This window comes from Rhodococcus sovatensis, assembly GCF_037327425.1.
GTDB classification, from domain to species: Bacteria; Actinomycetota; Actinomycetes; order Mycobacteriales; family Mycobacteriaceae; genus Rhodococcoides; species Rhodococcoides sovatense.
This window is the reverse complement of the sequence record NZ_CP147846.1, coordinates 400,596-421,173: the sequence shown is the minus strand read 5'-3', so window position 1 is coordinate 421,173 and position 20,578 is coordinate 400,596. Positions and strand designations below refer to the sequence as shown.

The window sequence follows — 20,578 nt, the reverse complement described above, 5'->3', positions numbered from 1 at the left end:
GTCCACCACAGCGCACCGACAATTCTTCGTCCAGGAAGGCGCCCACATGTTCGACCTCGACCGGATCCGTCGCGATACTCCCGCTGCCGCCAGTGCAGTATTCCTGGACAGCGCCGGATCATCGCTCCCACCGGATCCCGTCGTCGAGACCGCCGTCGCGCACCTTCGTCGGGAAGCGGTTGTCGGTGGCTACCGGGCCGCGAACGAAAGGATGGCCGATCTCGCGGCCGTCAAGAGTTCGATCGCGAAGTTGATCGGCGCGCAGGCGTCGGACATCGCGTTGAGCGACAGTGCAACTCGATCGTGGAGCGACTTCTTCTATTCGGTCCCCCTGTCCCCGGGTGATCGGATTCTCCTGTGCGAAGTCGAATACGCGTCCAATGCGATCGCGGCGCTGCAACGAGCTGCCACGGTCGGCGCAATCGTGGAGTTCGTGCCGAGCGATCCCTCGGGGCAGATCGACTTGAATGCGTTGGAACGAATGCTCGACGATCGTGTCCGAATAGTCTCACTTGTTCACGCCCCCACCAACGGTGGCCTGATCAACCCGGCACGCGAGGTCGCTGAACTCGCGCACCGCCACGGCGCGTTGGTGCTGCTCGACGCATGCCAGTCGATCGGACAGGTGCGCGTGGACGTCGGCGAGCTCGGCGTCGATGCACTCAGCGCGACGGGCCGCAAGTGGTTGCGCGGACCACGTGGAACCGGCTTCCTCTATCTGCGTCCGGAATTGGCGGCGTCACTGGAACCCCCTGCGCTCGATCTGCACAGCGCGCAATGGATAGCCAAGTCGGAGTTCCAACTTGCTGCCGACGTCACGCGGTTCGAGTTCTGGGAATGCGATGTCGCGGCTCGCCTCGCACTCGGTAGGGCTGTCGACTATCTGCTGGACATCGGAATCGACGCCGTCGAGGAAGCGGTCCGGGAACGGGCCACATACCTGCGCGCGCAATTGCGGGGAGTCGACGGGGTGACCGTGCACGACCTGGGCGAGCGCAAGAGCGGCATCGTGTCCTTCACTGCGGACGGCAAGATCCCCACCGACGTGCGCGACGCCTTGGCCGAGCGGGGCATCACCGTGACGGTCAGTCATCGTCGGTCGACTCTTGTCGATATGAACCAACGGGGACTGGACGCGGTGATTCGGGCGTCGCCGCACTACTTCGTGACGTTCGAGCAACTCGACGAGATGGTCGCGGCCCTTCGTTCGTTGTAGGCGCTCCGCGCGGTGGCCGGGGCGCTCCGCGCCAGTGGCACGAAAGAGCGTCCCAGAGTGCACTTAACCATGCCACTGCGGCGGAGCCGCCCAGCCATCCAACTGCGGCGGAGCCGCCCAGTCCGGCGAGGGTGACGGCGAGGCCCGCCACTGCCAGCCACGTGATGCGGTCGTCGAACATCATCCATGCCCACAGCATCGTGGTCGCCGGGGTCAGTTACAGCAGCGCACTGACCCGCGTGGCGCCGCTGCGGCGCAGGACGAACAGGTACGTCCCGTACGCACCGAAGGTCGAGAACACCACCACCCACGCAACCGCCGCCCAGAATCCCGTCGTGAGCGGAGGCGTCGCGTCGCCGGCGATCAGGCTCCACGCCATGAACAGCACCCCGGACACGGCAGCTTGGATGCACAACGCAAGCGGGATGGGCTCGGTCGTCCCGAGCTTGCGTTCGAGGACCGTGCCTGCGGACAGAGCCAACGTTCCGAGCAGCGGAAGTAGATATACCGGCCACGCTGCCGCGCCGCCGAGATCTCCCGCGACGACGAGCACGACTCCGGTGAATCCCACCGCGAGCCCGATCCGTCGACTCGCCGGGAACTCCTCGCCGAGAAATCGACTCGACAGGGCCGCGACGACAAGCGGCTGCAGGGCGGCGATCAGAGCGGCTGTTCCGGCCGGAACTCCGAGGCCGACGCCGGTGACGAGACAACCGAGGTAGAGGAACTGACAGAAGAACCCGAGCACTGCCTGACGCTTGACACCGCGCAATGTGGGTCGCAGCCGGCGATACCAGCACCACGCAGCCAGAATCACGACAGCGACGACGTACCGCCACGCGAGCAAGGTGTGCGCAGGGGCCTGGGCGGTGCCGAGGTCGGCACCGATGAATCCCGAGCTCCACAGAATCACCAGGGATACAGCTGCAAGATTGTCCACTCGGGTCATGAGATCGAGGTAACCATACAGGTCTGTATACTTGCAGTAGACCTGTGATCGGAGACACACATGAGTATCGCGACGAAACCGCTGACCCCCGCGGGCGAACGCATCCTGACCGTGGCCAGCGCGCTGTTCTACGACCGCGGAATACGCGCCGTCGGTGTCGACCTCATCGCCGAGGAAGCCGGAACGACGAAAAAGACGCTGTACGACCGGTTCGGCTCGAAGGACGGCCTCGTCCTGCGCTATCTGGAACGACGCTTCGAGCGCTGGTGCGCGTTCGTCCTGGCACATCTCGAGAATTACCCCGACGACATAGAGCGGATCCTCGGCGTCTACGACGCCTTGGAGGCATGGATGCGGGCGAACGACCGCGGCTGTGGATTCGTCAACGCCTACGCAGAATTCGGCGGCACCGACCATCCCGCGCTCGACATCATCCGCACAGAAAAAGAGTGGACGCGGTCGCTGTTCGTACGCCTCGCGACCGAAGCTCGGTTCTCCGACGCCGAGGCACTCGGGTCCGAGCTGTCCGTGATCCACGAGGGCGCAGTGATCATGAAAACGGCCGGTGGCCGCGGTGACGCCATCGACGTGGCTCGGTCGATTGCTCGCTCCCTAGTGGCACGGTAAAGCGCACCAGGGTGCACATAGTCGTGCCACTGGCGGCGAAGCCGCCTCCTCCGATGGTGTAAAGTCTCCTAGGTTGTCTCGGCGAGGGTAGATCCGAACAGGATCTACCGTGATCGACGCGGCTCGGCCCCTGGCCCTGCTCGTACGTGTCCGCCCCGACGAGTCTTGTCCACAATTGATCCAGGAGCTGAAGAGTCACATGGCAAACGAAGTAAACAAACTCGAGGCGATCGTCCGCACCGAATTCGGCAAGGGCGCTGCTCGCCGCACACGTCGCGACGGCCAGGTTCCTGCCGTTCTCTACGGACACGGCACCGACCCCCAGCACCTCGCGCTCGACTCGCGCGCCTTCGCGGCTGTTCTGCGTAACCACGGCACCAACGCCGTTCTGACGCTCGACATCGAAGGTGCGGAGCAGGTCGCACTGACCAAGTCCGTCGTGGTCCACCCGATCAAGCGCAGCATCGAGCACGCCGACCTCCTCGTCCTCAAGAAGGGTGAGCGCGTCACCGTCGAGGTCAACGTCATCGTCGAAGGCGATGCTGCGGCCGGAACGCTCGTCTACACCGACTCGACCTACGTCGAGATCGAGGCCGACGCGCTGTCGATCCCCGAGCAGATCGAGGTCTCGATCGAGGGCGCCGAGATCGGCACCCAGATCCTGGCAGGCACGCTGGCATTGCCGGAGGGCGTCACGCTGATCTCCGATCCCGAGCTGCTGCTCGTCAACGTCGTCGAGGCTCCGTCCGAGGAAGACCTCGAGGCCGAGGGCACCGAGACCGGCGACGCCGAAACTCAGGCAGAGGCCGCATCGGACGAGGGCAGCTCCGACGAGAGCTAGTCTCCACCTCAGCACTCCCCTTCGGCGCGTCGTTCCCTTCCCAGGGAGCGGCGCGCCGAAGGCGTCTCACTCGAATGGGAGCATGAACACTGTGACTGCGCTGATCGTCGGCCTCGGCAACCCGGGGTCGCAGTACGAGACGACTCGCCACAACGCTGGCTTCATGGTCGCCGACGTGCTCGCAGATCGGATCGGTGCGAAGTTCTCCTCGCACAAGAAGTCGAACTCCGATATCGTGACGGCCCGACTCGGCGACCAGTCGGTGATCGTAGCCAAGCCCCGCACGTTCATGAACCTCTCCGGTCAACCGGTTGCATCACTGGCGCGCTTCTACTCCGTGGAACCGGCAAATATCGTGGTGATACACGACGAACTCGACATCGACTTCGGCACGATCCGACTGAAACTCGGCGGCGGCGAGGGCGGACACAACGGATTGCGTTCCATCACACAGCATCTCGGAACCAAGGACTATCTCCGAGTCCGAGTCGGCGTCGGGCGGCCACCGGGGCGAATGGATCCGGCGTCGTACGTGCTCAAGCCGTTTTCGTCGGCCGAACGCAAGGACCTCGGAGTGATCTGCGAGGAGGCTGCCGACGCCGCAGAACTGGTCCTCCGTGTCGGCTTGGAGGCCGCACAGAATCAGGTGCACCCGCGGTAGCTGGCGACCATCCTGAGACCCGCTAGCCCAGCAGCGAGGCCGAATTCGACCGGCGCAGCTTCCCGGACGACGTCTTGGGGATCGAGCCGGGCCCGAGGACGGCGACGGTTCGCGGACGGACGCCGACCTCGGAGTGCACCGCATGCACCACCTCGTGCTCGATTCGTTTGACCTCGTCGGGATTCTGGAAGTCGTTGGTCTCGACGGCAACGGCGAAGCTCTCGCGCTTGTCGCCCGCATCGAGCCGGATAGCGACGGCATTGCCCGGGCGCACACCGCGTACCGACCCGGCGGCGCGTTCGATATCCGTCGGATAGATGTTGCGGCCGCCCATGATGATGACGTCCTTGATGCGCCCGCAGACGACCACGAGCCCTTCCTCGGTGAAGTAGCCGACGTCGCCGGTGTCGAGCCAGCCGTCGGCATTCTGCGTGACGACCGGACCTTCGACGGTGATGTAGCCCGGTGTCACCGCTCTACCGCGTACCTCGATGATCCCGACGCCACGCGCGTTCAGGACTTGACCTTCCTTGTCGACCACGCGCCCTTCGAGATTGGGCACCATCTTGCCCAACGTCGCGAGCCTGCGGAGATTGCCTTTGGTCGCGGGCACCGCGCGGCCCATCGCCTCGAGCAGATCGGCGTCGACGACGTCGAGTACCTGACCTTGATTCGGGTCCGGAATAGATACGGCGAGCGTCGTTTCCGCCATGCCGTATACCGGGGCGAGCGCCAACGGATCCAACTTGTACGGTCTGCCGGCCTCGGCAAGCGACGTCATCGTGTCGGGGTCGACCGGCTCGGCGCCGTTCCAGGCGTACCGCAGCGAGCTCAGATCGAGATCGAGATCGTCCTCGGCTTGCGACAACCGCCGCGCCAGCAGTGAGTACGCGAAATTCGGTGCTGCCGTAACGGTTCCGCGATACTTGTGAATGAGCTTGGCCCACAACAACGGTGACCGAAGGAAGTCGAGCGGAGTGATGCTGACGACCTCGGCGCCGACCTGCATCGGAACGGTCAGGAAGCCCACCATGCCCATGTCGTGGAACAGTGGCAGCCACGACACCATCACGTCCGAATCGACGTCGAACTTGATGCGGTCGATCATCGCGTAGGCGTTGACGTAGAAGTTCTCGTGCGTGATCCGCACGGCCTTCGGGGACCCGGTGGAACCGGACGTCAACTGCTGCAACGCGATGTCGGATTCGTCGGTGTCGACGGGGTCGATGTCGCGTCCGCCCCGCATGTCCTCGATTTTCAACACGGTGATCCCGCGTTCCTCGAGAATCGGAGCGGCGATATCGAACGGTGCACCCAGAATGACGGCTTTGGCCTCGATCATCCGCACGACCGTCTCGGTGTCGGTGCCCCATACAGCCAGATCGGTCCGCGGCGTCGGTTGGTGCAACATCGTGACCGAACCGCCGCGCATCCAGGTCGCCTGGCAGGCCGGCGCGATGTCGACGGGCTGGCCTGCCAGGATGCCGATGGCATCGCCACGATCGATTCCCGCGTCGGCGAGTGCCCCGGCCATGGACCTGGCCACCCGGTGGATTTCTCCCCAGGACTGACGCAGCGCCTCATCGGGCTCGCCGGTGACCAGCCCACGCTCGCTGGTGCGAGCCGTCGCGAACATCTCTTCGGTGAACTTGCTCAATGCTCATCTCCTGTGAGGAAAATCCCGACCCCCTCCACGCTATTGAATCCGCACCCGGACGGTAACCGTTACCGCCGAATACGTCCGAGTACCCTGGTACCGGCAACACGCCCACATTGAAGTAGAAGAGGTTCGCTTGAGTACGCCCGATTCGGTAGACACCGGCACTACCCCCACCGAGTCGGCCCCCAAAAGCGTTCACAAGGAGCTTGCCGGCGAGGTCACGCGTCGCCGCACGTTCGCCGTCATCTCGCATCCCGACGCCGGTAAGTCCACGCTGACCGAGGCGCTCGCGCTGCATGCTCGCGTCATTTCCGAGGCCGGCGCAATCCATGGCAAGGCAGGCCGACGCTCCACCGTCTCGGACTGGATGGAAATGGAAAAGGCTCGCGGCATCTCGGTGAGCTCCACGGCGTTGCAGTTCAACTACCAGGTGGACCCGACGGTCGACGAGATCAACGTCATCAACCTCGTCGACACCCCTGGCCACGCGGACTTCTCGGAAGACACGTACCGGGTGCTGACGGCCGTCGACGCCGCGGTGATGCTCATCGACGCAGCCAAGGGCCTCGAACCCCAAACACTCAAGCTGTTCCAGGTGTGCCGCCAGTTCGGCATTCCGGTCATCACCGTCATCAACAAGTGGGATCGCCCGGGTCAGTCGCCGCTGGAACTCCTCGACGAGATCGAGACGCGCATCGGACTGACGCCGACGCCGCTGTACTGGCCGGTCGGCATCGCGGGCGACTTCCGTGGACTGCTCGACGTCCGGGAAGGCAACTACATCCGCTTCACCCGTACCGCAGGCGGGGCCACCATCGCCCCCGAGGAACTCATGGACGCCGACGCCGCTGCCGCGCGCGAAGGCGCGGACTGGGAGACTGCGCTGGAGGAGAGCGAGCTGCTCGTTTCGAGTGGCCAGGGACACGACCAGGAAATGTTCCTCGCAGGCCAAACGTCGCCGGTTATCTTCGGATCTGCGATGCTGAATTTCGGCGTCCGACAGATACTCGACACACTCGTCGCATTGGCGCCGGCTCCGGGCCCTCGCGACGACGTCACGGGCGGTGTTCGCGAGGTCACCGATCCGTTCAGCGCCGTCGTGTTCAAGGTCCAGGCCGGGATGGACACCGCGCATCGTGACCGATTGGCCTTCATGCGCGTAGTATCCGGTGTATTCGAACGCGGCATGGTGGTCACGCACGCCCAGACCGGAAAACCGTTCACGACGAAGTATGCGCTCACGGTCTTCGGCCGCGAGCGGACCACAGTCGAGAACGCGTACCCGGGAGATGTCGTCGGCCTCGTCAACGCGACGACCCTCGCTCCCGGACATACGTTGTTCAGCGAGAAGAAGGTCGAGTACCCACCCATTCCGTCCTTCGCCCCTGAACACTTCGCCGCATTGCGCGTCGACAGCGCGGACAAGTACAAGAAGTTCCGGCGCGCAGTGGAACAGATGGACTCCGAAGGCGTTGTCCAGGTGTTGCGCAACGATATTCGCGGCGACGCCTCCCCTGTGCTCGCCGCCGTCGGACCGATGCAGTTCGAGGTCGTCACAGCCAGGATGAAGACCGAGTTCGGCGTCGACGCCCGGCTCGAGCCCCTCGGTTACTCGGTGGCCAGGCGTACCGACGCAGACTCGGCTGTCGAGCTCGGCCGTCAGCGCGGCGTGGAAGTCTTCACGCGCACCGATGGGGCGCTGCTCGCTCTCGTCAGCGACAAGTGGCGACTGCAATATTTGGAGAAAGAGATGCCCGAGCTGACGTTGGAGCCGCTCGTCGCCGCAGGCGAATAGCTCTGATCCAACTGCTCGACGCTCAGGTTCATGGGGTGTGGCTGTGCGATGCCTGTCCGCGTGCAAAACGGACACAATATTCCCAAGATATCCCCATAAACCGGTGAAGTGTTATTCTTCGGTGGTCCGAACGGACTTCGAGTATGTTTCTCGGCAGTCGCGGGGTTCACGTATCCGAAGAGCTTCAAACATCCGATGTGGGGTTGGCAATGACACAGGGTTCGCTATGACGCAGGGATCCAGCTATCCGCTGGCGGGAATCAAGATCGGTCAGGCACCGGCTCATCGTTTGAGCACGCCTACGCCGAAGTTGGCCGTCGGAGTGTCACCGTCGAAGTCGGACGCACCCGAGGAGAAGGCGGAGGCCGCAGCCACCGAACCGACCGACGATGCGACAGCAGTTCCACCCGAGACCGGCGAGAAGACCGCATCGAAGACCGTGACGAAGCACGACCCCAGCACGACGCCAAAGCAGCCCTCCAAGGATTCGAACGAGGTTGAAGTGACTACTAGCGATCAGATCTCCGAGCACGGCCTGCCTACAAACGGCCGTTCCACTCATTCGTCCGCCGCCAACGCAAGCGCCACCCCCACGGGCACCGGACGCGGCGGCGCTCCGGACCGTCGTACTGCGATGGGCGTTGCATCGGTGCGAATCGCCGGCCGCCTGACGCAGAACGAGCTGGGCAGCCGCACCGGCGACATCCGTACCCCCGACACCTCGGTCGGACCTGACGAGCTCCTGCAGCTTCTGGGCGAATACCTCGTCTCCGGTGGCCTTCAGAACCCGGAGATCCACGTCCGGTCCAACGGTCAGACCATCGTCCTCGATCTGCTCAACCCTGCCAAGGGCTACCGCTGATCCTGTAAGACTTGGCGTCGGAACGCCTCTGGCTGGGCTAGTTCCAGTACCAGAGGGTTCCTTGCTGTGCCCGAATCATTCTCGCTCGACGAGCCGGGACGGCACTGCATCTTCGGGGATCTCCGACGCTGTGCACGAGCGGTCTTCTGCCGTGAACCACCCGTGATAATGGAACAGCGTGCCGAGTGTCTTGCTCGTCACGTCGATTCGAATGCGGTGGCGCTGCTCGCTCTCGTCCCACCATTCGCGAGCCGACGTCAGCGCCGAAGCGAATTGCGGGATACGAACACCGAGGACTCGCGGCGCGTCACTGTCGAGCACCAGACTGCCGTCGCTGTCGACGCTGCACTGTGTGTGGACGATCATGTCCGAGGAGTACCCGAGGTAGTCGAGCGCGAAGTCAGGTGTCGCTGTGCGAGCAGGAGTCACCATGATCGAGTTCATTCCCTGCGGCTTGCCGGCGAAGGCGAACCTGCGTACGAACGCGAGCGTCTCCCGGCCGATGTCGTCGACGTAGGCGTAGTTCGCGATGGTGAACGGGACGTCGTTCGCCTTCCCTGCCGGGAACAGGCCGCGTCGGGCTCCGAGCCACAGAACCGGGGGCGGCACCAGTGCGGAGTGCCGCATCTCTTCCATGACCCCGACGCCCAGCTGGCACCTGTTGTCCGCGGAGGACAAACCGAAACGCCACTGAACCTTCGGGTGCAACTTGTCGAAGTCGGATCCGAGCGCTGTTCTGACGACGGAACTTGCCGTCGTGTGCGATCCAGTTCCCATCCTCACACCGTACGTATCGATCGCAACCGGCGGCGCTAATCCAGCTCAGCGGCCAATTCCATCCAGCGCTCTTCTGCGACATGCTTATCGGCGAGCACCTTCTTGAGCTCGGTATCGAGTTCGAGTAGCTTGCCCGAATCCGACGCAGCCGTCACCAGTTCGGCATGCAGCGCGATCTCGCGATCGGACAACCGGACGACGAGCTTCTCGAGCTTGCTCAGCTCCTTGCGTGCCGCCCGCTCCGAGGCCGCGTCGCGCACGGCCTTCTTTGCGGTTCCGCCCGTAGTGAGTGAATCGGGGGTTGCATCGGCCGCGATGACGGAACGCCGACGCAGGTACTCCTCGATGCCACCGGGCAGGTTGGTCAGTTTTCCGTCACCGAACAAGGCCCACGTCGAGTCGCAGATGCGCTCGATCAGATACCGGTCGTGGCTGATGACGACGAGAGTGCCCGCCCAACCGTCGAGGATGTCCTCGAGCTGCTGCAGGGTGTCGATGTCCAAATCATTGGTGGGCTCGTCGAGCAGCAGCACGTTCGGCTCGGCCATCAACACGCGAGTCAGCTGCAGCCGACGACGCTCACCGCCGGAGAGATCTCCGACCGGGGTGCGCTGACGCGCCGGGGTGAAGCCGAGCCGCTCCGCGAGTTGCCCAGCAGAAATCTCTTTGTCGCCCAGGGTGATCCGCTCGGCCACTTCCTTGACCGCATCGAGAACACGCAGCTTCTTGGGAAGGTCGTCCAACTCCTGCTTCAGCCAACCGATCTTGACCGTCTGGCCCTGGATGCGCTTACCGGCAGCGGGCTGCAGTTCACCGGCGAGCGTGCGGAGCATCGTCGTCTTACCGGACCCGTTGACGCCGACGAGACCGACGCGCTCACCGGGAGCCAGACGCCAGGTGAAGTCCTTGACCAATTCGCGGCCGTCAGGGGTCTCCAGGCGCGCGTCCTCGAGCTCGATGACGACCTTACCCAGCCGGCGCTGAGCAAACGAGGACAGCGCGACGGAGTCACGCGGGGCGGGAACGTCGGCGATCAGAGCCTCGGCCGCCTCGATGCGGTACTTCGGCTTGGAGGTACGCGCCGGAGCGCCACGGCGCAGCCAGGCCAGTTCCTTGCGCGCGAGGTTGCGTCGCCGCTCCTCGGATGCGTCGGCCTGGCGGGACCGCTCGGCCCGCGCGAACACCCAGTCGTTGTAGCCACCCTCGTAGGCCTCGACACCGCCGCCGACCACTTCCCACGTGCGATTGGCGACGGTGTCGAGGAACCATCGATCGTGAGTGACGACGACGAGCGCGCTGCGACGCGACACCAGGTGCGCGGCAAGCCATTGCACACCCTCGACGTCGAGATGGTTGGTCGGCTCGTCGAGTACGAGCAGATCGAGATCCTGAACCAGCGCGGCTGCCAGAGCGACACGGCGACGCTCGCCGCCGGACAGGTTGTCGATCGGGGCGTCGAGACCCGAACTGCCTGCCGGTCCGAGGTCAGCGATTCCGATGCCCGTCAGGATGTTTCGGACGCGCGAGTCCCCGGCCCACTCGTGCTCGGCCATGTCGAGCGGGTCGAGCACTACCTGCCCGACGGTCGACCCGGGCGGCAATACCCCGCGCTGCGTCACGACCGCCATGCGGAGTCCGCCCACGCGGCTCACGCGACCGGAATCGGGTGGTTCGATGCCCGCGAGCACTTCGAGTGTCGTCGTCTTGCCGCCGCCGTTGAGGCCGACCATGCCGATGCGTTCGCCCTCCTGGACGCCGAGGGACACGCCGTCGAGCAGCGGCTTCACGCCGAAGGACTTGGAGACGTTTTCGAGATTGACGAGATTGACCATCAGGGGAAACCAATCGATTCACTAGTAACAACGCGAGCACCGGGAACGGGACCGCTCGCGACACGCACCGTGCGGCAGACACCCGCACCGGACAGTTCAGCGCTGACCGACACAGCGGTGTCGGCGTCGGCGCACAGGAATGCACACGTAGGACCGGAGCCGGACACGATTCCGGCCAGCGCCCCCGCAGCCACGCCCGCGCGCAGCGTTCGGCGCAATTGCGGAAGCAGCGATGTCGCCGCGGCCTGAAGGTCGTTGCCCAGCAATGGCGCAAGTGCGTGCGCATCACCGCTGGCGAGCGCCTGCATCAGCGCGTCGGGCGCGCCGATGCGAGGCGGGCTGCCCTTGGACCTGAGTTCGTCCAACTCGCCGAACACCGCCGGAGTCTGCAATCCGCCCTTGGCCAGCGCAAGAACCCAATGGAACGTGTTGCGGGACAACACCGGGAGCAGCTTCTCGCCGCGCCCGGTTCCGACCGCGGTGCCGCCGTGCAGAACGAACGGGACGTCGCTTCCCAGCTTCGCGGCGAGGTCGGTCAGTTCGCTACGGGATAAATCCAACTTCCACATCGCGTCGAGTGCGACGAGAGTGGCGGCCGCATCGGAGCTACCACCGGCCATGCCACCCGCAACCGGAATGCCCTTGTCGATGGTGATCTCGACGAGTGGTTCACGACCGACCGAGTCGGCCAGGAGCACGGCGGCCTTCCATACGAGGTTTCGCTCGTCCGTCGGGACCTTCGTGGCATCGGCGCCCTTGACGTTGACGCGCAGACCCTGCGACGGCACCACCGAGATCTCGTCGGACAGCGACAGGGCCTGGAACACCGTCGTGAGTTCGTGATAGCCGTCGTCACGCAGATCACCCACCGACAGGTGCAGGTTGACCTTCGATGGAGCCCGGACAACGACGGGGCTGTGGACGACTGATAGCACGGTAGTCAACAGTATCGGAGAAACAGGGTCGGCAAGAACCAGCATCGAGGACAGGAACAGTCCGCAATCGATGTCAGTATCTATGTATGCGGGAAACATCGGCGCGATTGCTCAAGTTGTTGTCTCTGCTCCAGACACGTCGAGACTGGGCGGGTGCGGACTTGGCCGAACGGCTTGCGGTGACACCTCGGACGGTGCGGCGCGACGTCGACAAGCTGCGCGAGATCGGGTACCCGGTCAACGCGACGGCAGGAGTCGGAGGCGGCTATCAACTCGGAGCGGGCGCCGAGATGCCGCCGCTGCTGCTCGACGACGACGAGGCCCTCGCGGTGGCGTTCGGGCTGCAGTCCGCGGCAACCGACTCGGTCGCAGGCATCGGAGAGGCTTCGTTGCGGGCTCTGACGAAGCTACGTCAGGTCATGCCGTCGCGCATCCGGCACCGGCTCGACGCCCTACGTATCGATGTCGTCGAAAGGCCCCCACGATCTGCGGTGGACGCGTCGGTCCTGTCGGTCGTCGCCGGTGTCTGTCACAACCACGAACGTCTGCGATTCGACTACCGCACGCACGACGGAACCGAAGCCCGCCGCGAGGTGGAGCCGTACAGCCTCGTTCGGGCTGGTGCCCGCTGGTACCTGCTCGGATGGGATCTTATGCGCGAGGACTGGCGATCCTTCCGCGTCGACCGACTGCAACCGAAGATCCCGACGGGCCCTCGCTTTTCCCCGCGGGAACTTCCGACCGGCGGCGCCGCGGCATTCGTCGCCGCCGGAATCGACCGCGCATTCAGCCAGGTGCAGGCGAGAATAAAGCTGCACGCCTCGATCCAGACCATCGCGCCGATGGTCGACGAGGAGTGGGGAACCCTCGAATCGAGCGGCGACGACGCCTGCACCATCATCTTGTCCGGGGATTCGCTGCCGTCGATCGCGCGGTGGTTGTCCGCTTTCGACACCGACTTCACCGTCCTCGATCCGCCGGAGCTGCGTGAGGAATGTGCTCGGATGGCGGAAAGGCATGCGCTGCTCAGTCGGCGGTACAGCTCTGCCCTCGAGCTGCCCGCTTGAATGAACCACGGAAGCTATCTAACCGTATGAATGGACCATTCAAGCGATCAGGGGCCGGCCAAGGCGATCAGAAGGCCGGCGGCCAAGGCGATCAGGGGCGCGTTCCCGCCAACCTGACGAACGCGGCGGCGTCGAGTGTCTCCCCGCGTGCCGAGGGGTCGATGTCTGCCTCCCGAAGACGCCGCTCCGCCTCGACGGGCGATCCGGCCCAGCCAGCGAGTGCGGCACGCAGTGTCTTGCGGCGCTGCGCGAAGGCAGCGTCGACCACGGCGAAGACCTTCCGTCGATGGGCGTCGTCCATCGACCATGGTGGCTCGGCGTACCGATCGATCCGAACGAGCCCCGACTCCACTTTCGGCACCGGCCAGAACACCGAACGGCCTACCGAACCTGCGCGTTTCACGGTTCCGAAGAAGTTCGCCTTGACGCTGGGGATGCCGTAGATCTTGCTACCCGGATCGGCGGCCAACCGGTCGGCTACCTCTGCCTGGACCATCACCATGGCTGTGCGCAGGGAGGGCAGTTCGGAGAAGAGGTGAAGCAGAACTGGGACGGCCACGTTGTACGGCAGGTTCGCCACCAGCGCCGTCGGCTCACCCGGGATGTCCGACGCGGTCACTCGGAGGGCGTCGAACTCGACCACCGTGAGTTGCTCGGTATGCGAGGGGGCACGCTCGGCTACGGTCTGCGGGAGCCGCCCGGCGAGCTTGGGATCGATCTCGACGGCGATGACGGCGTCGGCGACGTCGAGAAGCGCGAGCGTCAGCGATCCGAGACCCGGGCCGACTTCGAGAACGGTGTCCGCTCCCCCGACGCCGGCGGAGACGACGATGCGGCGCACGGTGTTGGCGTCGTGGACGAAGTTCTGTCCGAGCGACTTGGTGGGCCGTACGTCCAACTCGGCGGCGAGAGATCGTACTTCTGCGGGACCGAGCAGCGCCGCAGGTTCCCTCACATGTTCAAGCACTGTGAAAACTCTACGCACCTGTTCCAGACCCGGGGCCCGCGGAGTGAGTGGGTCATCGGTAGCCGAGGCGAGCGGTGCATGCGGGCCATGCACCCCAGCCCTGGGACTTCTGCGTCACCGATGCGATGGCGATCTGCTCCTCGCGGGTGGCGAGGTCGGCGCGTGGTGCGTACTTGAGGCCGCCTTGGCGCTCCCAGGTGTTCTGATCGAACTGCACGCCACCGTAGAAGCCGTTGCCGGTGTTGATCGCCCAGTTGCCAGTTGCCTCGCACTGAGCGAGCGCATCCCACGTCGCACCGTTCTCGACGGGCGGGACCTCTGTACCCGGCTTCGCACCGACGCGGACGACCTTCGGTTGCGCCGGAACCTTGACGTCCTCGTCGACCTTCTCGCGGCCGACCTCGGCGCCGTTGACGGTGTTGATCTCCCAGGTGATGTCGGAGAGTCCGGGGGCACCGGGGTTCTCGACGACGGTTCGGCTCATGTTCATCGTCGGATCCTCGATGCGCTGCTCCGGCGGGTCGACATCGGTGGTCTCGGTCTTCGTTTCGGTGCGGTCACGGGTGACGACGATCTCGACGCCGTCGGCAACCTTCTCGTCAGGGCCCGGTGTGACCGAGTCGGCCTGTTCGAGCGGCGTGCCTGCTTCTTCGAGCAATTCGCGCACGGTAGGCGCAGCCAGCGTCACGGGAGTGGCCGGAGCGGCGCCGTCGACGAGCGAGACCTGCTTGGGGAGCGCGACGTCGAGTTCGGTGCCTTCGAGTGGAAGCCGCTCGCCACGCGAGGCCGACACGTGCACGTCCTCGGCGAGGTTCATCTGCTGAAGTGCCTCGTCGACGGTCAATGCCGTCGTCCAGATCTGTTGAGGCTGGCCGTCCACCGTCACGTTCAATTCGCGAGCGCGCCGGTAGACGACCGTCTCACCATCCGACAGAGGTTCTTTGCCCGAGGGCGCTACGAGATCCTTGTCACTTGCTTCGTATCCGGCTGCCTGCAGCGCGCCGTCGACGTCCGAAGTCATCGTGCTGAGCGTGATCATTTCGCCATCGACGTCGATCGTCACCGTTTTGTGACGAGCGACTGCGGTGGCGCCCCCGACAATCAGCGTTACCAGCAGCGCGGCCACCACCAGGTACAACGTGAGCGACCTGGTGGAGTTGAGGCGGGCGATACTAGACACAAGTGATTCCTGAGATCGTCGGCGTTACCTTTGCGCGGAACGTTTGCCGGCTGGATCACGGTACGGTAACGAATCGGTGGACATCCCGCAACTCTGCGCCGCACTACGCAGACGATCACCTCAGGCAGTCACTGCTTACTCAGGGCCTGCGACCTGCACGGCGGTGAGCGCGTACACCCTCTCCGCGTTCGCCGTTACCTTCGCCGCCAACTCCACCGGATCTCGATCACGAATCGCCGCGAGTGCACGCGCGGTGTATGGCAAGCAGTAGGGCTCGTTCGGCGCACCGCGGAAAGGATGCGGCGTCAGGAACGGCGCATCGGTCTCCACCAGCAACTGGTCGTCGGGAATCAACGCAGCGGCTTCGCGGAGCGCATGCGCATTCTTGAAGCTGACCGTCCCCGACAGGCTGAGCACGTACCCGGCGTCGATACACGCACGCGCCATGTCCGGACCGGACGAGAAGCAATGGAAGATGACGGTCTCCGGCGCTCCCTCGGCTCGGAGCACCGCCAGCAGATCGTCGTCGGCCTCGCGGTTGTGAATCATCAGCGGCTTCTGGAGCCGCTTGGCCAAGTCGATGTGCCAGCGAAAGCCGTCGTGCTGCTCCGACACGCTCGCGCACCCGTCGAGCTTCCCCGGCCAGTAATAGTCGAGCCCGGTCTCCCCGACTGCGACCACCCGGGGATCCGACGACAGTGCCTCGATCTCGGCCTTGACATCGTCGGTGAGCACGTTGGCGCGCGTCGGGTGAATCGCGGTAGCTGCCCAGACGCGAGAGTCCCAGTGCGCCGCGTTCACAGCGAAACGTGCAGCCTCCAGGTCGTCGGCAACGGTGACGACTCTCCCGACACCGACGGACTCGGCCCGGTCGAGGATCGCAGTGACACTCGCGGCGTCGGAGGCACCACAAGCGTCGAGATGGGTATGGGCGTCGACGAGGCTGTCGAGACGTTCGGGCAATGGTGGTGCAGGACGATCTTTGGTCACGTCGTTAGAGTAGGCGCACCATGACTGCGCCAGCTGATGCCTCACGGCCCCCCTTCTATGTCACGACCGCGATCGCGTACCCGAACGGCGTGCCGCACATCGGACACGCCTACGAGTACATCTCGACGGATGTGATCGCCCGATTCAAACGACTCGACGGCTACGACGTCATGTTCCTGACGGGAACCGACGAGCATGGGCTGAAGATGCAGCAGACGGCCGTCAAGGAAGACATCGACGTCCGAGACCTCGCTGCCCGCAACTCGGACGTGTTCAAGAAGCTCGACGAGACTCTCGGGATTTCCTACGACCGGTTCATTCGCACCACCGACGCCGATCACCACGAGGCCAGCAAGGCCATCTGGGCCAAGATGGTCGAGCGCGGCGACATCTACCTCGACGCGTTCGCGGGTTGGTACTCGGTTCGCGACGAGGCGTTCTACACCGAGGGTGAGACGACCCTGGCCGAGGACGGCACCCGAATCGCGACCGAAACCAGCACGCCCGTCGAGTGGACCGAGGAGGCGTCGTATTTCTTCAGGTTGTCCGCCTATCAGGACAAGCTGCTGGAGCTGTACGACAGCAACCCAGGCTTCATCGCACCGAATACCCGTCGCAACGAGATCGTCAACTTCGTCAAGAGCGGTCTGCGGGACCTGTCGATCTCGCGAACGACATTCGACTGGGGTGTCCAGGTCCCGAACGATGCCGACCACGTCATGTACGTCTGGGTCGATGCGCTGACCAACTACCTCACCGGCGTCGGCTACCCCGACACCGATTCGGAGAAGTTCCAGAAGTATTGGCCCGCAAGCCTGCACATCATCGGCAAGGACATCACCCGCTTCCACACGGTCTTCTGGCCCGCATTCCTGATGTCCGCCGGAATCGAACTGCCCCAGCGCGTGTTCGTGCACGGATTCCTGAACAACAAGGGCGAGAAGATGTCCAAGTCGCTCGGCAACGTCGTCGACCCCTTCGCACTCGTCGACGAGTTCGGTCTCGATCCGCTGCGCTTCTTCCTGCTGCGCGAGGTCTCCTACGGCCAGGACGGCAGCTACAGCGCCGAAGCAATCGTGACGCGCATGAACGCCGACCTGTCCAACGAGCTCGGCAACCTCGCGCAGCGCTCACTGACGATGGTCGCCAAGAACCTCGACGGAAAGGTCCCGACGCCAGGCCCGTTCACACCCGACGACGAGGCTCTGCTCGCGCGCGCCGACGCTCTGCTCGACATCTGCCGCAAGGAATTCGACGTGCAGGCACTGCATACTGCGCTCGAAGCGATCTGGTCGGTGCTCGGCGAAACGAACCGCTACTTCTCGCAGCAGGAGCCATGGGTGCTGCGCAAGACCGATCCGGATCGGATGGCGACAGTGCTGTACGTGACGCTCGAGGTCCTGCGCATCGTCGGCATCCTGGTGCAGCCCGTCATGCCCGGTTCAGCAGCCCGGATCCTCGAACTGCTCGGCGATCCAGCCCACGAGTTCGTCGACATCGCCACACGCATGGTGCCGGGCGAGGCGCTGCCCGCGCCGTCTCCGGTGTTTCCGAAGTACGAGGTCAAGACCGCTTGAATGGTCCATCCATACGGTCAGATAGCTAGCGAGGCGCATTCAAGCGAACAGAACCATCGCTTGAATGCGCCATCCATACGATCAGATAGCTAGCTGGGTCCATTCAAGCGGAAGCAGCAACCGCCTTCTCCAACTCACCGAGCGAATTCTCGAGGTGCGTCAGGATCCGCTGCAGGTGCGGAACGCTTCGTCGACACCCGATGAGCCCGAAATTCATCGAGTCTCCGTTGCTGGCGACGGTGATGTTGAGCGCCATACCGTCGGCCACGATGGAGGCCGGGTAGACGCCGTCGAGACGCGCTCCGTTCCAATACAATTCATCCTTCGCGCCGGGCACGTTGGAGATGATCACGTTGAACGGCGGCGGCGTGTTGTTGACGAATCCTGGGACCGGCCCGAACAGCAGGGGCAACATCGTCGCGGCCCCGAACACCAAGGACTCGAGAGTGTTGAACTCCCGCATCATGTCCTTGCCTTTGACGGTGGAGTCGGTGATACACGCCAGCCGATCGAGCGGATCCGATTCGTGCGTACCGAGATTGCACAGGATGGTCGACACCGAGTTACCCGCGCCTCTGTCTTCCCCAGGCTTGCGAAGAGACACGGGAACCATTGCGATCAAAGGTGATTCGGGGAGCTCATCCTGATCGATGAGGTATCCGCGCAAGGCACCGGCACACATGGCGAGGACGACGTCGTTCAGGGTCACATCCAATGCCTTGGCCACCTTGGTCATTCGCGTGATCGACCAACTCTCGGCGGCGAACCGTCGAGCGCCGCCGATCGGCACATTGAACATCGTTCGAGGTGCGCGCAGCGGCAGCTGGGCGCCCTCGTTCTTCAACGCGCGCACACCCAGGCGCGCAGCGGCCGGTACGAAGTCCGCCAAGTCGCCGACAAGCTTGCGCCCCAACGACAGGCTGCCCGCCACCGTCTCGAGGGCGGTCGAGGGCTTGGGGGCCGGTTTCGCACGGAACAATGACGGATCCCACGTTGCGACGCCGCCCCGATCGTCGGGATCGGTCGTCAGAGTGTTCATCATGAGTTTCAACGCCGAAACACCGTCGACGAGCGAGTGGTGCACTTTGGTGTACAGCGCGATTCGCCCGTCCGCGAGCCCCTCGATGATGTGCAGTTCCCACATCGGCCGGTAGCGGTCCAGCGGGGTGCTGTGATTGAGGGAGATGAACTGAAATAGCTCGCGGATACGTCCGGGCGCAGGCAGGACCACGCGTCGAACATGATATTCGAAGTCGATATCGTCCTCGCGTGACCAGGCGAGCGAGCCCATGACGTTGACGGGCCGCCCAGGACGCTTGCGAAACAGCTCGTGCACCTCGCCCGTTGTGAACTGTGTGTGGATCAGCTCGGCAAGGTCGTGAGGTTCCCCAGCAGGTACGAATAACTGCAGTCCGCCGACGTGCATCGGGTGTTCTCTGGACTCAGCGATCAGAAACACGGATTCAGTAACGGGCATGAGCGCCATGTGCGATCACCTTTGCGCCTAGTTTCGATCACGGTGTGACATCGAACACGATCTCACGTTTAGACAACCTAGGTCACAGGATATTGTCTGTTACAGAGGGTCCCAAGAAAGTTGACGAGAGGAGGCGAGGACGATGAACACCGTGCTCTCCGCACTGAAACAGCCTAATTCGTCGCCGATCGGTGCCTCCACCAGGGTCGATGTCCGCGGCCGCAGCGTGAGCTCACGCGCTCTCGCGATCTACCTGCAGCTCACGGTCCGGCCCTTCCTGACCGTGTGGTCGAAGGCGCCTGGACTCCCCTGGCCCATGGGACTCGTCGACTACGCGGGAATGCTGGTCCCGCCGTTGAAGGGCACCGAATATCGGTCCGTGATGTTGGCCGAGTGCGAGGCGGAATGGATCCGCGCCGAGGGCGTCGGGAACGACCGAGTCGTGTTGTACCTGCACGGCGGCGCGTTCGTCTGCTGCGGCCTGAACACGCACCGACGGCTCACCTCTCGCGTCTCCCAGAGCGTCGATGCGCCCGTGTTGTCCGTGGACTACCGCATGATGCCGCGCAACCCGATCTCGCACGCAGTGGAAGACGGAGTCGAGGGCTACCGGTACCTCCTCGATTCCGGGTATCGGTCGGACCAGATCTTCATCGCAGGCGATTCAGCAGGAGGCTACCTGGCCTTCATGGTCGCTCTGATGCTGCGCGATCTCGGCTTTCCGACGCCGGCGGGCATCTTCACGATGTCCCCACTGACCAACATGGATCCGACGGGCAAGCTGGAGCACGACAACGCCTCCCGATGCGCCGTGTTCCCCGCAGGTGCAGTCCCCGCGCTCACGGTGTTGGCCGACCGCGTCGAAGCCCGAATCGTCGTCGAGGGCACCCGCGGCCCACGGGTGTCGCCGGTCGACGCCGATCTGACGGGCCTTCCGCCAGTTCTCATTCAGGCAGGCTCGACCGAAATCGTGCTCGCCGACGCAGAACTCATGGCCGACCGACTGGTGGCCGCAGGCGTCGATTGCGAACTACAAGTCTGGCAAGACCAGGTCCACGTGTTCCAGGCCGCCGACTTTCTCCCCGAAGCGCAGCGCGCTTTACACACCATCGGCCAGTTCGTTCGGTCGCGTAGCGCGATTCGGGTTGCGCAGGACTCCGCCTGA

General features: G+C 64.3%; 18 protein-coding genes. 9 read left to right on the top strand and 9 right to left on the bottom strand.

Translation table 11 applies throughout. From position 1 onward, the window contains the following. Nucleotides 1-46: 46 nt before the first annotated feature. Complete coding sequence (locus tag WDS16_RS01930; protein WP_338890087.1) at nucleotides 47-1,216, top strand: aminotransferase class V-fold PLP-dependent enzyme; 1,170 nt, start codon at nucleotides 47-49, stop codon at nucleotides 1,214-1,216. 217 nt (nucleotides 1,217-1,433) lie between these two features. Here the strand turns inward: WDS16_RS01930 and WDS16_RS01925 are convergent, their stop codons facing one another. Beyond that, the gene (locus WDS16_RS01925; protein ID WP_338890086.1) at nucleotides 1,434-2,165 is read right to left on the bottom strand and encodes a DMT family transporter; all 732 of its coding nucleotides are present in this window, start codon (nucleotides 2,163-2,165) and stop codon (nucleotides 1,434-1,436) included. A 60-nt stretch (nucleotides 2,166-2,225) separates the two neighbouring features. Here WDS16_RS01925 and WDS16_RS01920 point away from each other — a divergent pair, with 60 nt between their 5' ends. From WDS16_RS01920 to pth, 3 genes are all read left to right on the top strand, one after another. After that, nucleotides 2,226-2,792 carry a helix-turn-helix domain-containing protein gene (locus WDS16_RS01920; RefSeq protein ID WP_338890084.1) on the top strand — a complete coding sequence of 189 codons (567 nt, stop codon included), beginning with the start codon at nucleotides 2,226-2,228 and terminating at the stop codon, nucleotides 2,790-2,792. Nucleotides 2,793-2,991: 199 nt separating this feature from the next. Then, nucleotides 2,992-3,633 (top strand): 50S ribosomal protein L25/general stress protein Ctc, encoded by a 642-nt coding sequence (locus WDS16_RS01915; RefSeq protein WP_338890083.1) that lies wholly within the window; start codon nucleotides 2,992-2,994, stop codon nucleotides 3,631-3,633. An 82-nt stretch (nucleotides 3,634-3,715) separates the two neighbouring features. Then, nucleotides 3,716-4,294, top strand: a complete 579-nt coding sequence (gene pth, locus WDS16_RS01910; RefSeq protein ID WP_338890082.1) for an aminoacyl-tRNA hydrolase — start codon at nucleotides 3,716-3,718, stop codon at nucleotides 4,292-4,294. 22 nt (nucleotides 4,295-4,316) lie between these two features. Here pth and WDS16_RS01905 read toward each other — a convergent pair whose 3' ends face one another. Next, entirely contained in the window at nucleotides 4,317-5,951 is a 1,635-nt protein-coding gene (locus tag WDS16_RS01905) for a fatty acyl-AMP ligase (RefSeq protein WP_338890081.1), read from the bottom strand. A gap of 136 nt (nucleotides 5,952-6,087) precedes the next feature. Here WDS16_RS01905 and WDS16_RS01900 point away from each other — a divergent pair, with 136 nt between their 5' ends. Both WDS16_RS01900 and WDS16_RS01895 read left to right on the top strand, forming a co-directional pair. Continuing rightward, nucleotides 6,088-7,749 carry a peptide chain release factor 3 gene (locus WDS16_RS01900; protein ID WP_338890080.1) on the top strand — a complete coding sequence of 554 codons (1,662 nt, stop codon included), beginning with the start codon at nucleotides 6,088-6,090 and terminating at the stop codon, nucleotides 7,747-7,749. A 226-nt stretch (nucleotides 7,750-7,975) separates the two neighbouring features. Continuing rightward, a complete protein-coding gene (locus WDS16_RS01895; RefSeq protein WP_338890077.1) occupies nucleotides 7,976-8,611 on the top strand; it encodes a hypothetical protein in 636 nt (211 codons plus the stop codon). 75 nt (nucleotides 8,612-8,686) lie between these two features. On the opposite strand, the gene WDS16_RS01890 is transcribed toward WDS16_RS01895, so the two are convergent. Genes WDS16_RS01890 through WDS16_RS01880 form a run of 3 tightly spaced genes read right to left on the bottom strand, consistent with a single transcriptional unit; the run spans nucleotide 8,687 to nucleotide 12,155 of the window. Further along, on the bottom strand, nucleotides 8,687-9,388 hold the full coding sequence (locus tag WDS16_RS01890; protein ID WP_338890076.1) for a DUF4166 domain-containing protein: 702 nt from the start codon (nucleotides 9,386-9,388) through the stop codon (nucleotides 8,687-8,689). 35 nt (nucleotides 9,389-9,423) lie between these two features. Beyond that, a complete protein-coding gene (locus WDS16_RS01885) occupies nucleotides 9,424-11,220 on the bottom strand; it encodes an ABC-F family ATP-binding cassette domain-containing protein (RefSeq protein WP_338890075.1) in 1,797 nt (598 codons plus the stop codon). Further along, complete coding sequence (locus tag WDS16_RS01880; protein WP_338890073.1) at nucleotides 11,220-12,155, bottom strand: 4-(cytidine 5'-diphospho)-2-C-methyl-D-erythritol kinase; 936 nt, start codon at nucleotides 12,153-12,155, stop codon at nucleotides 11,220-11,222. Before WDS16_RS01880 ends, WDS16_RS01885 begins: the two co-directional genes overlap by 1 nt. Nucleotides 12,156-12,241: 86 nt before the next feature. On the opposite strand from WDS16_RS01880, the gene WDS16_RS01875 reads away from it, so the two are divergent. Beyond that, entirely contained in the window at nucleotides 12,242-13,222 is a 981-nt protein-coding gene (locus tag WDS16_RS01875; protein WP_338890072.1) for a YafY family protein, read from the top strand. Nucleotides 13,223-13,313: 91 nt separating this feature from the next. On the opposite strand, the gene rsmA is transcribed toward WDS16_RS01875, so the two are convergent. The 3 genes from rsmA to WDS16_RS01860 all read right to left on the bottom strand — a co-directional run bounded on the left by rsmA (nucleotide 13,314) and on the right by WDS16_RS01860 (nucleotide 16,359). Next, the gene (gene rsmA / locus WDS16_RS01870; protein ID WP_338890071.1) at nucleotides 13,314-14,189 is read right to left on the bottom strand and encodes a 16S rRNA (adenine(1518)-N(6)/adenine(1519)-N(6))-dimethyltransferase RsmA; all 876 of its coding nucleotides are present in this window, start codon (nucleotides 14,187-14,189) and stop codon (nucleotides 13,314-13,316) included. Between the two features lie 52 nt (nucleotides 14,190-14,241). Continuing rightward, on the bottom strand, nucleotides 14,242-15,369 hold the full coding sequence (locus WDS16_RS01865; protein WP_338890070.1) for a transglycosylase family protein: 1,128 nt from the start codon (nucleotides 15,367-15,369) through the stop codon (nucleotides 14,242-14,244). A 135-nt stretch (nucleotides 15,370-15,504) separates the two neighbouring features. After that, nucleotides 15,505-16,359 (bottom strand): TatD family hydrolase, encoded by an 855-nt coding sequence (locus tag WDS16_RS01860; RefSeq protein WP_338890069.1) that lies wholly within the window; start codon nucleotides 16,357-16,359, stop codon nucleotides 15,505-15,507. Between the two features lie 20 nt (nucleotides 16,360-16,379). Here WDS16_RS01860 and metG point away from each other — a divergent pair, with 20 nt between their 5' ends. Further along, a complete protein-coding gene (metG, locus tag WDS16_RS01855; protein WP_338890068.1) occupies nucleotides 16,380-17,936 on the top strand; it encodes a methionine--tRNA ligase in 1,557 nt (518 codons plus the stop codon). Between the two features lie 103 nt (nucleotides 17,937-18,039). Here metG and WDS16_RS01850 read toward each other — a convergent pair whose 3' ends face one another. Beyond that, the gene (locus tag WDS16_RS01850) at nucleotides 18,040-19,422 is read right to left on the bottom strand and encodes a wax ester/triacylglycerol synthase family O-acyltransferase (RefSeq protein ID WP_338890067.1); all 1,383 of its coding nucleotides are present in this window, start codon (nucleotides 19,420-19,422) and stop codon (nucleotides 18,040-18,042) included. 133 nt (nucleotides 19,423-19,555) lie between these two features. Between WDS16_RS01850 and WDS16_RS01845 the strand changes: the two genes are divergently transcribed. Then, nucleotides 19,556-20,578, top strand: coding sequence for an alpha/beta hydrolase (locus WDS16_RS01845; protein WP_338890066.1), 1,023 nt, complete (start codon nucleotides 19,556-19,558; stop codon nucleotides 20,576-20,578).

Bases quoted from the DNA above. Each gene is read 5' to 3' on its own strand.
- WDS16_RS01885 (WP_338890075.1), bottom strand. From the start codon at position 11,220: ATGGTCAATCTCGTCAATCTCGAAAACGTCTCCAAGTCCTTCGGCGTG.
- WDS16_RS01890 (WP_338890076.1), bottom strand. From the start codon at position 9,388: ATGGGAACTGGATCGCACACGACGGCAAGTTCCGTCGTCAGAACAGCG.
- WDS16_RS01915 (WP_338890083.1), top strand. From the start codon at position 2,992: ATGGCAAACGAAGTAAACAAACTCGAGGCGATCGTCCGCACCGAATTC.
- WDS16_RS01875 (WP_338890072.1), top strand. From the start codon at position 12,242: ATGCGGGAAACATCGGCGCGATTGCTCAAGTTGTTGTCTCTGCTCCAG.
- WDS16_RS01930 (WP_338890087.1), top strand. From the start codon at position 47: ATGTTCGACCTCGACCGGATCCGTCGCGATACTCCCGCTGCCGCCAGT.
- pth (WP_338890082.1), top strand. From the start codon at position 3,716: ATGAACACTGTGACTGCGCTGATCGTCGGCCTCGGCAACCCGGGGTCG.
- metG (WP_338890068.1), top strand. From the start codon at position 16,380: ATGACTGCGCCAGCTGATGCCTCACGGCCCCCCTTCTATGTCACGACC.
- WDS16_RS01920 (WP_338890084.1), top strand. From the start codon at position 2,226: ATGAGTATCGCGACGAAACCGCTGACCCCCGCGGGCGAACGCATCCTG.
- WDS16_RS01850 (WP_338890067.1), bottom strand. From the start codon at position 19,422: ATGGCGCTCATGCCCGTTACTGAATCCGTGTTTCTGATCGCTGAGTCC.
- WDS16_RS01925 (WP_338890086.1), bottom strand. From the start codon at position 2,165: ATGACCCGAGTGGACAATCTTGCAGCTGTATCCCTGGTGATTCTGTGG.
- WDS16_RS01845 (WP_338890066.1), top strand. From the start codon at position 19,556: ATGAACACCGTGCTCTCCGCACTGAAACAGCCTAATTCGTCGCCGATC.
- WDS16_RS01895 (WP_338890077.1), top strand. From the start codon at position 7,976: ATGACGCAGGGATCCAGCTATCCGCTGGCGGGAATCAAGATCGGTCAG.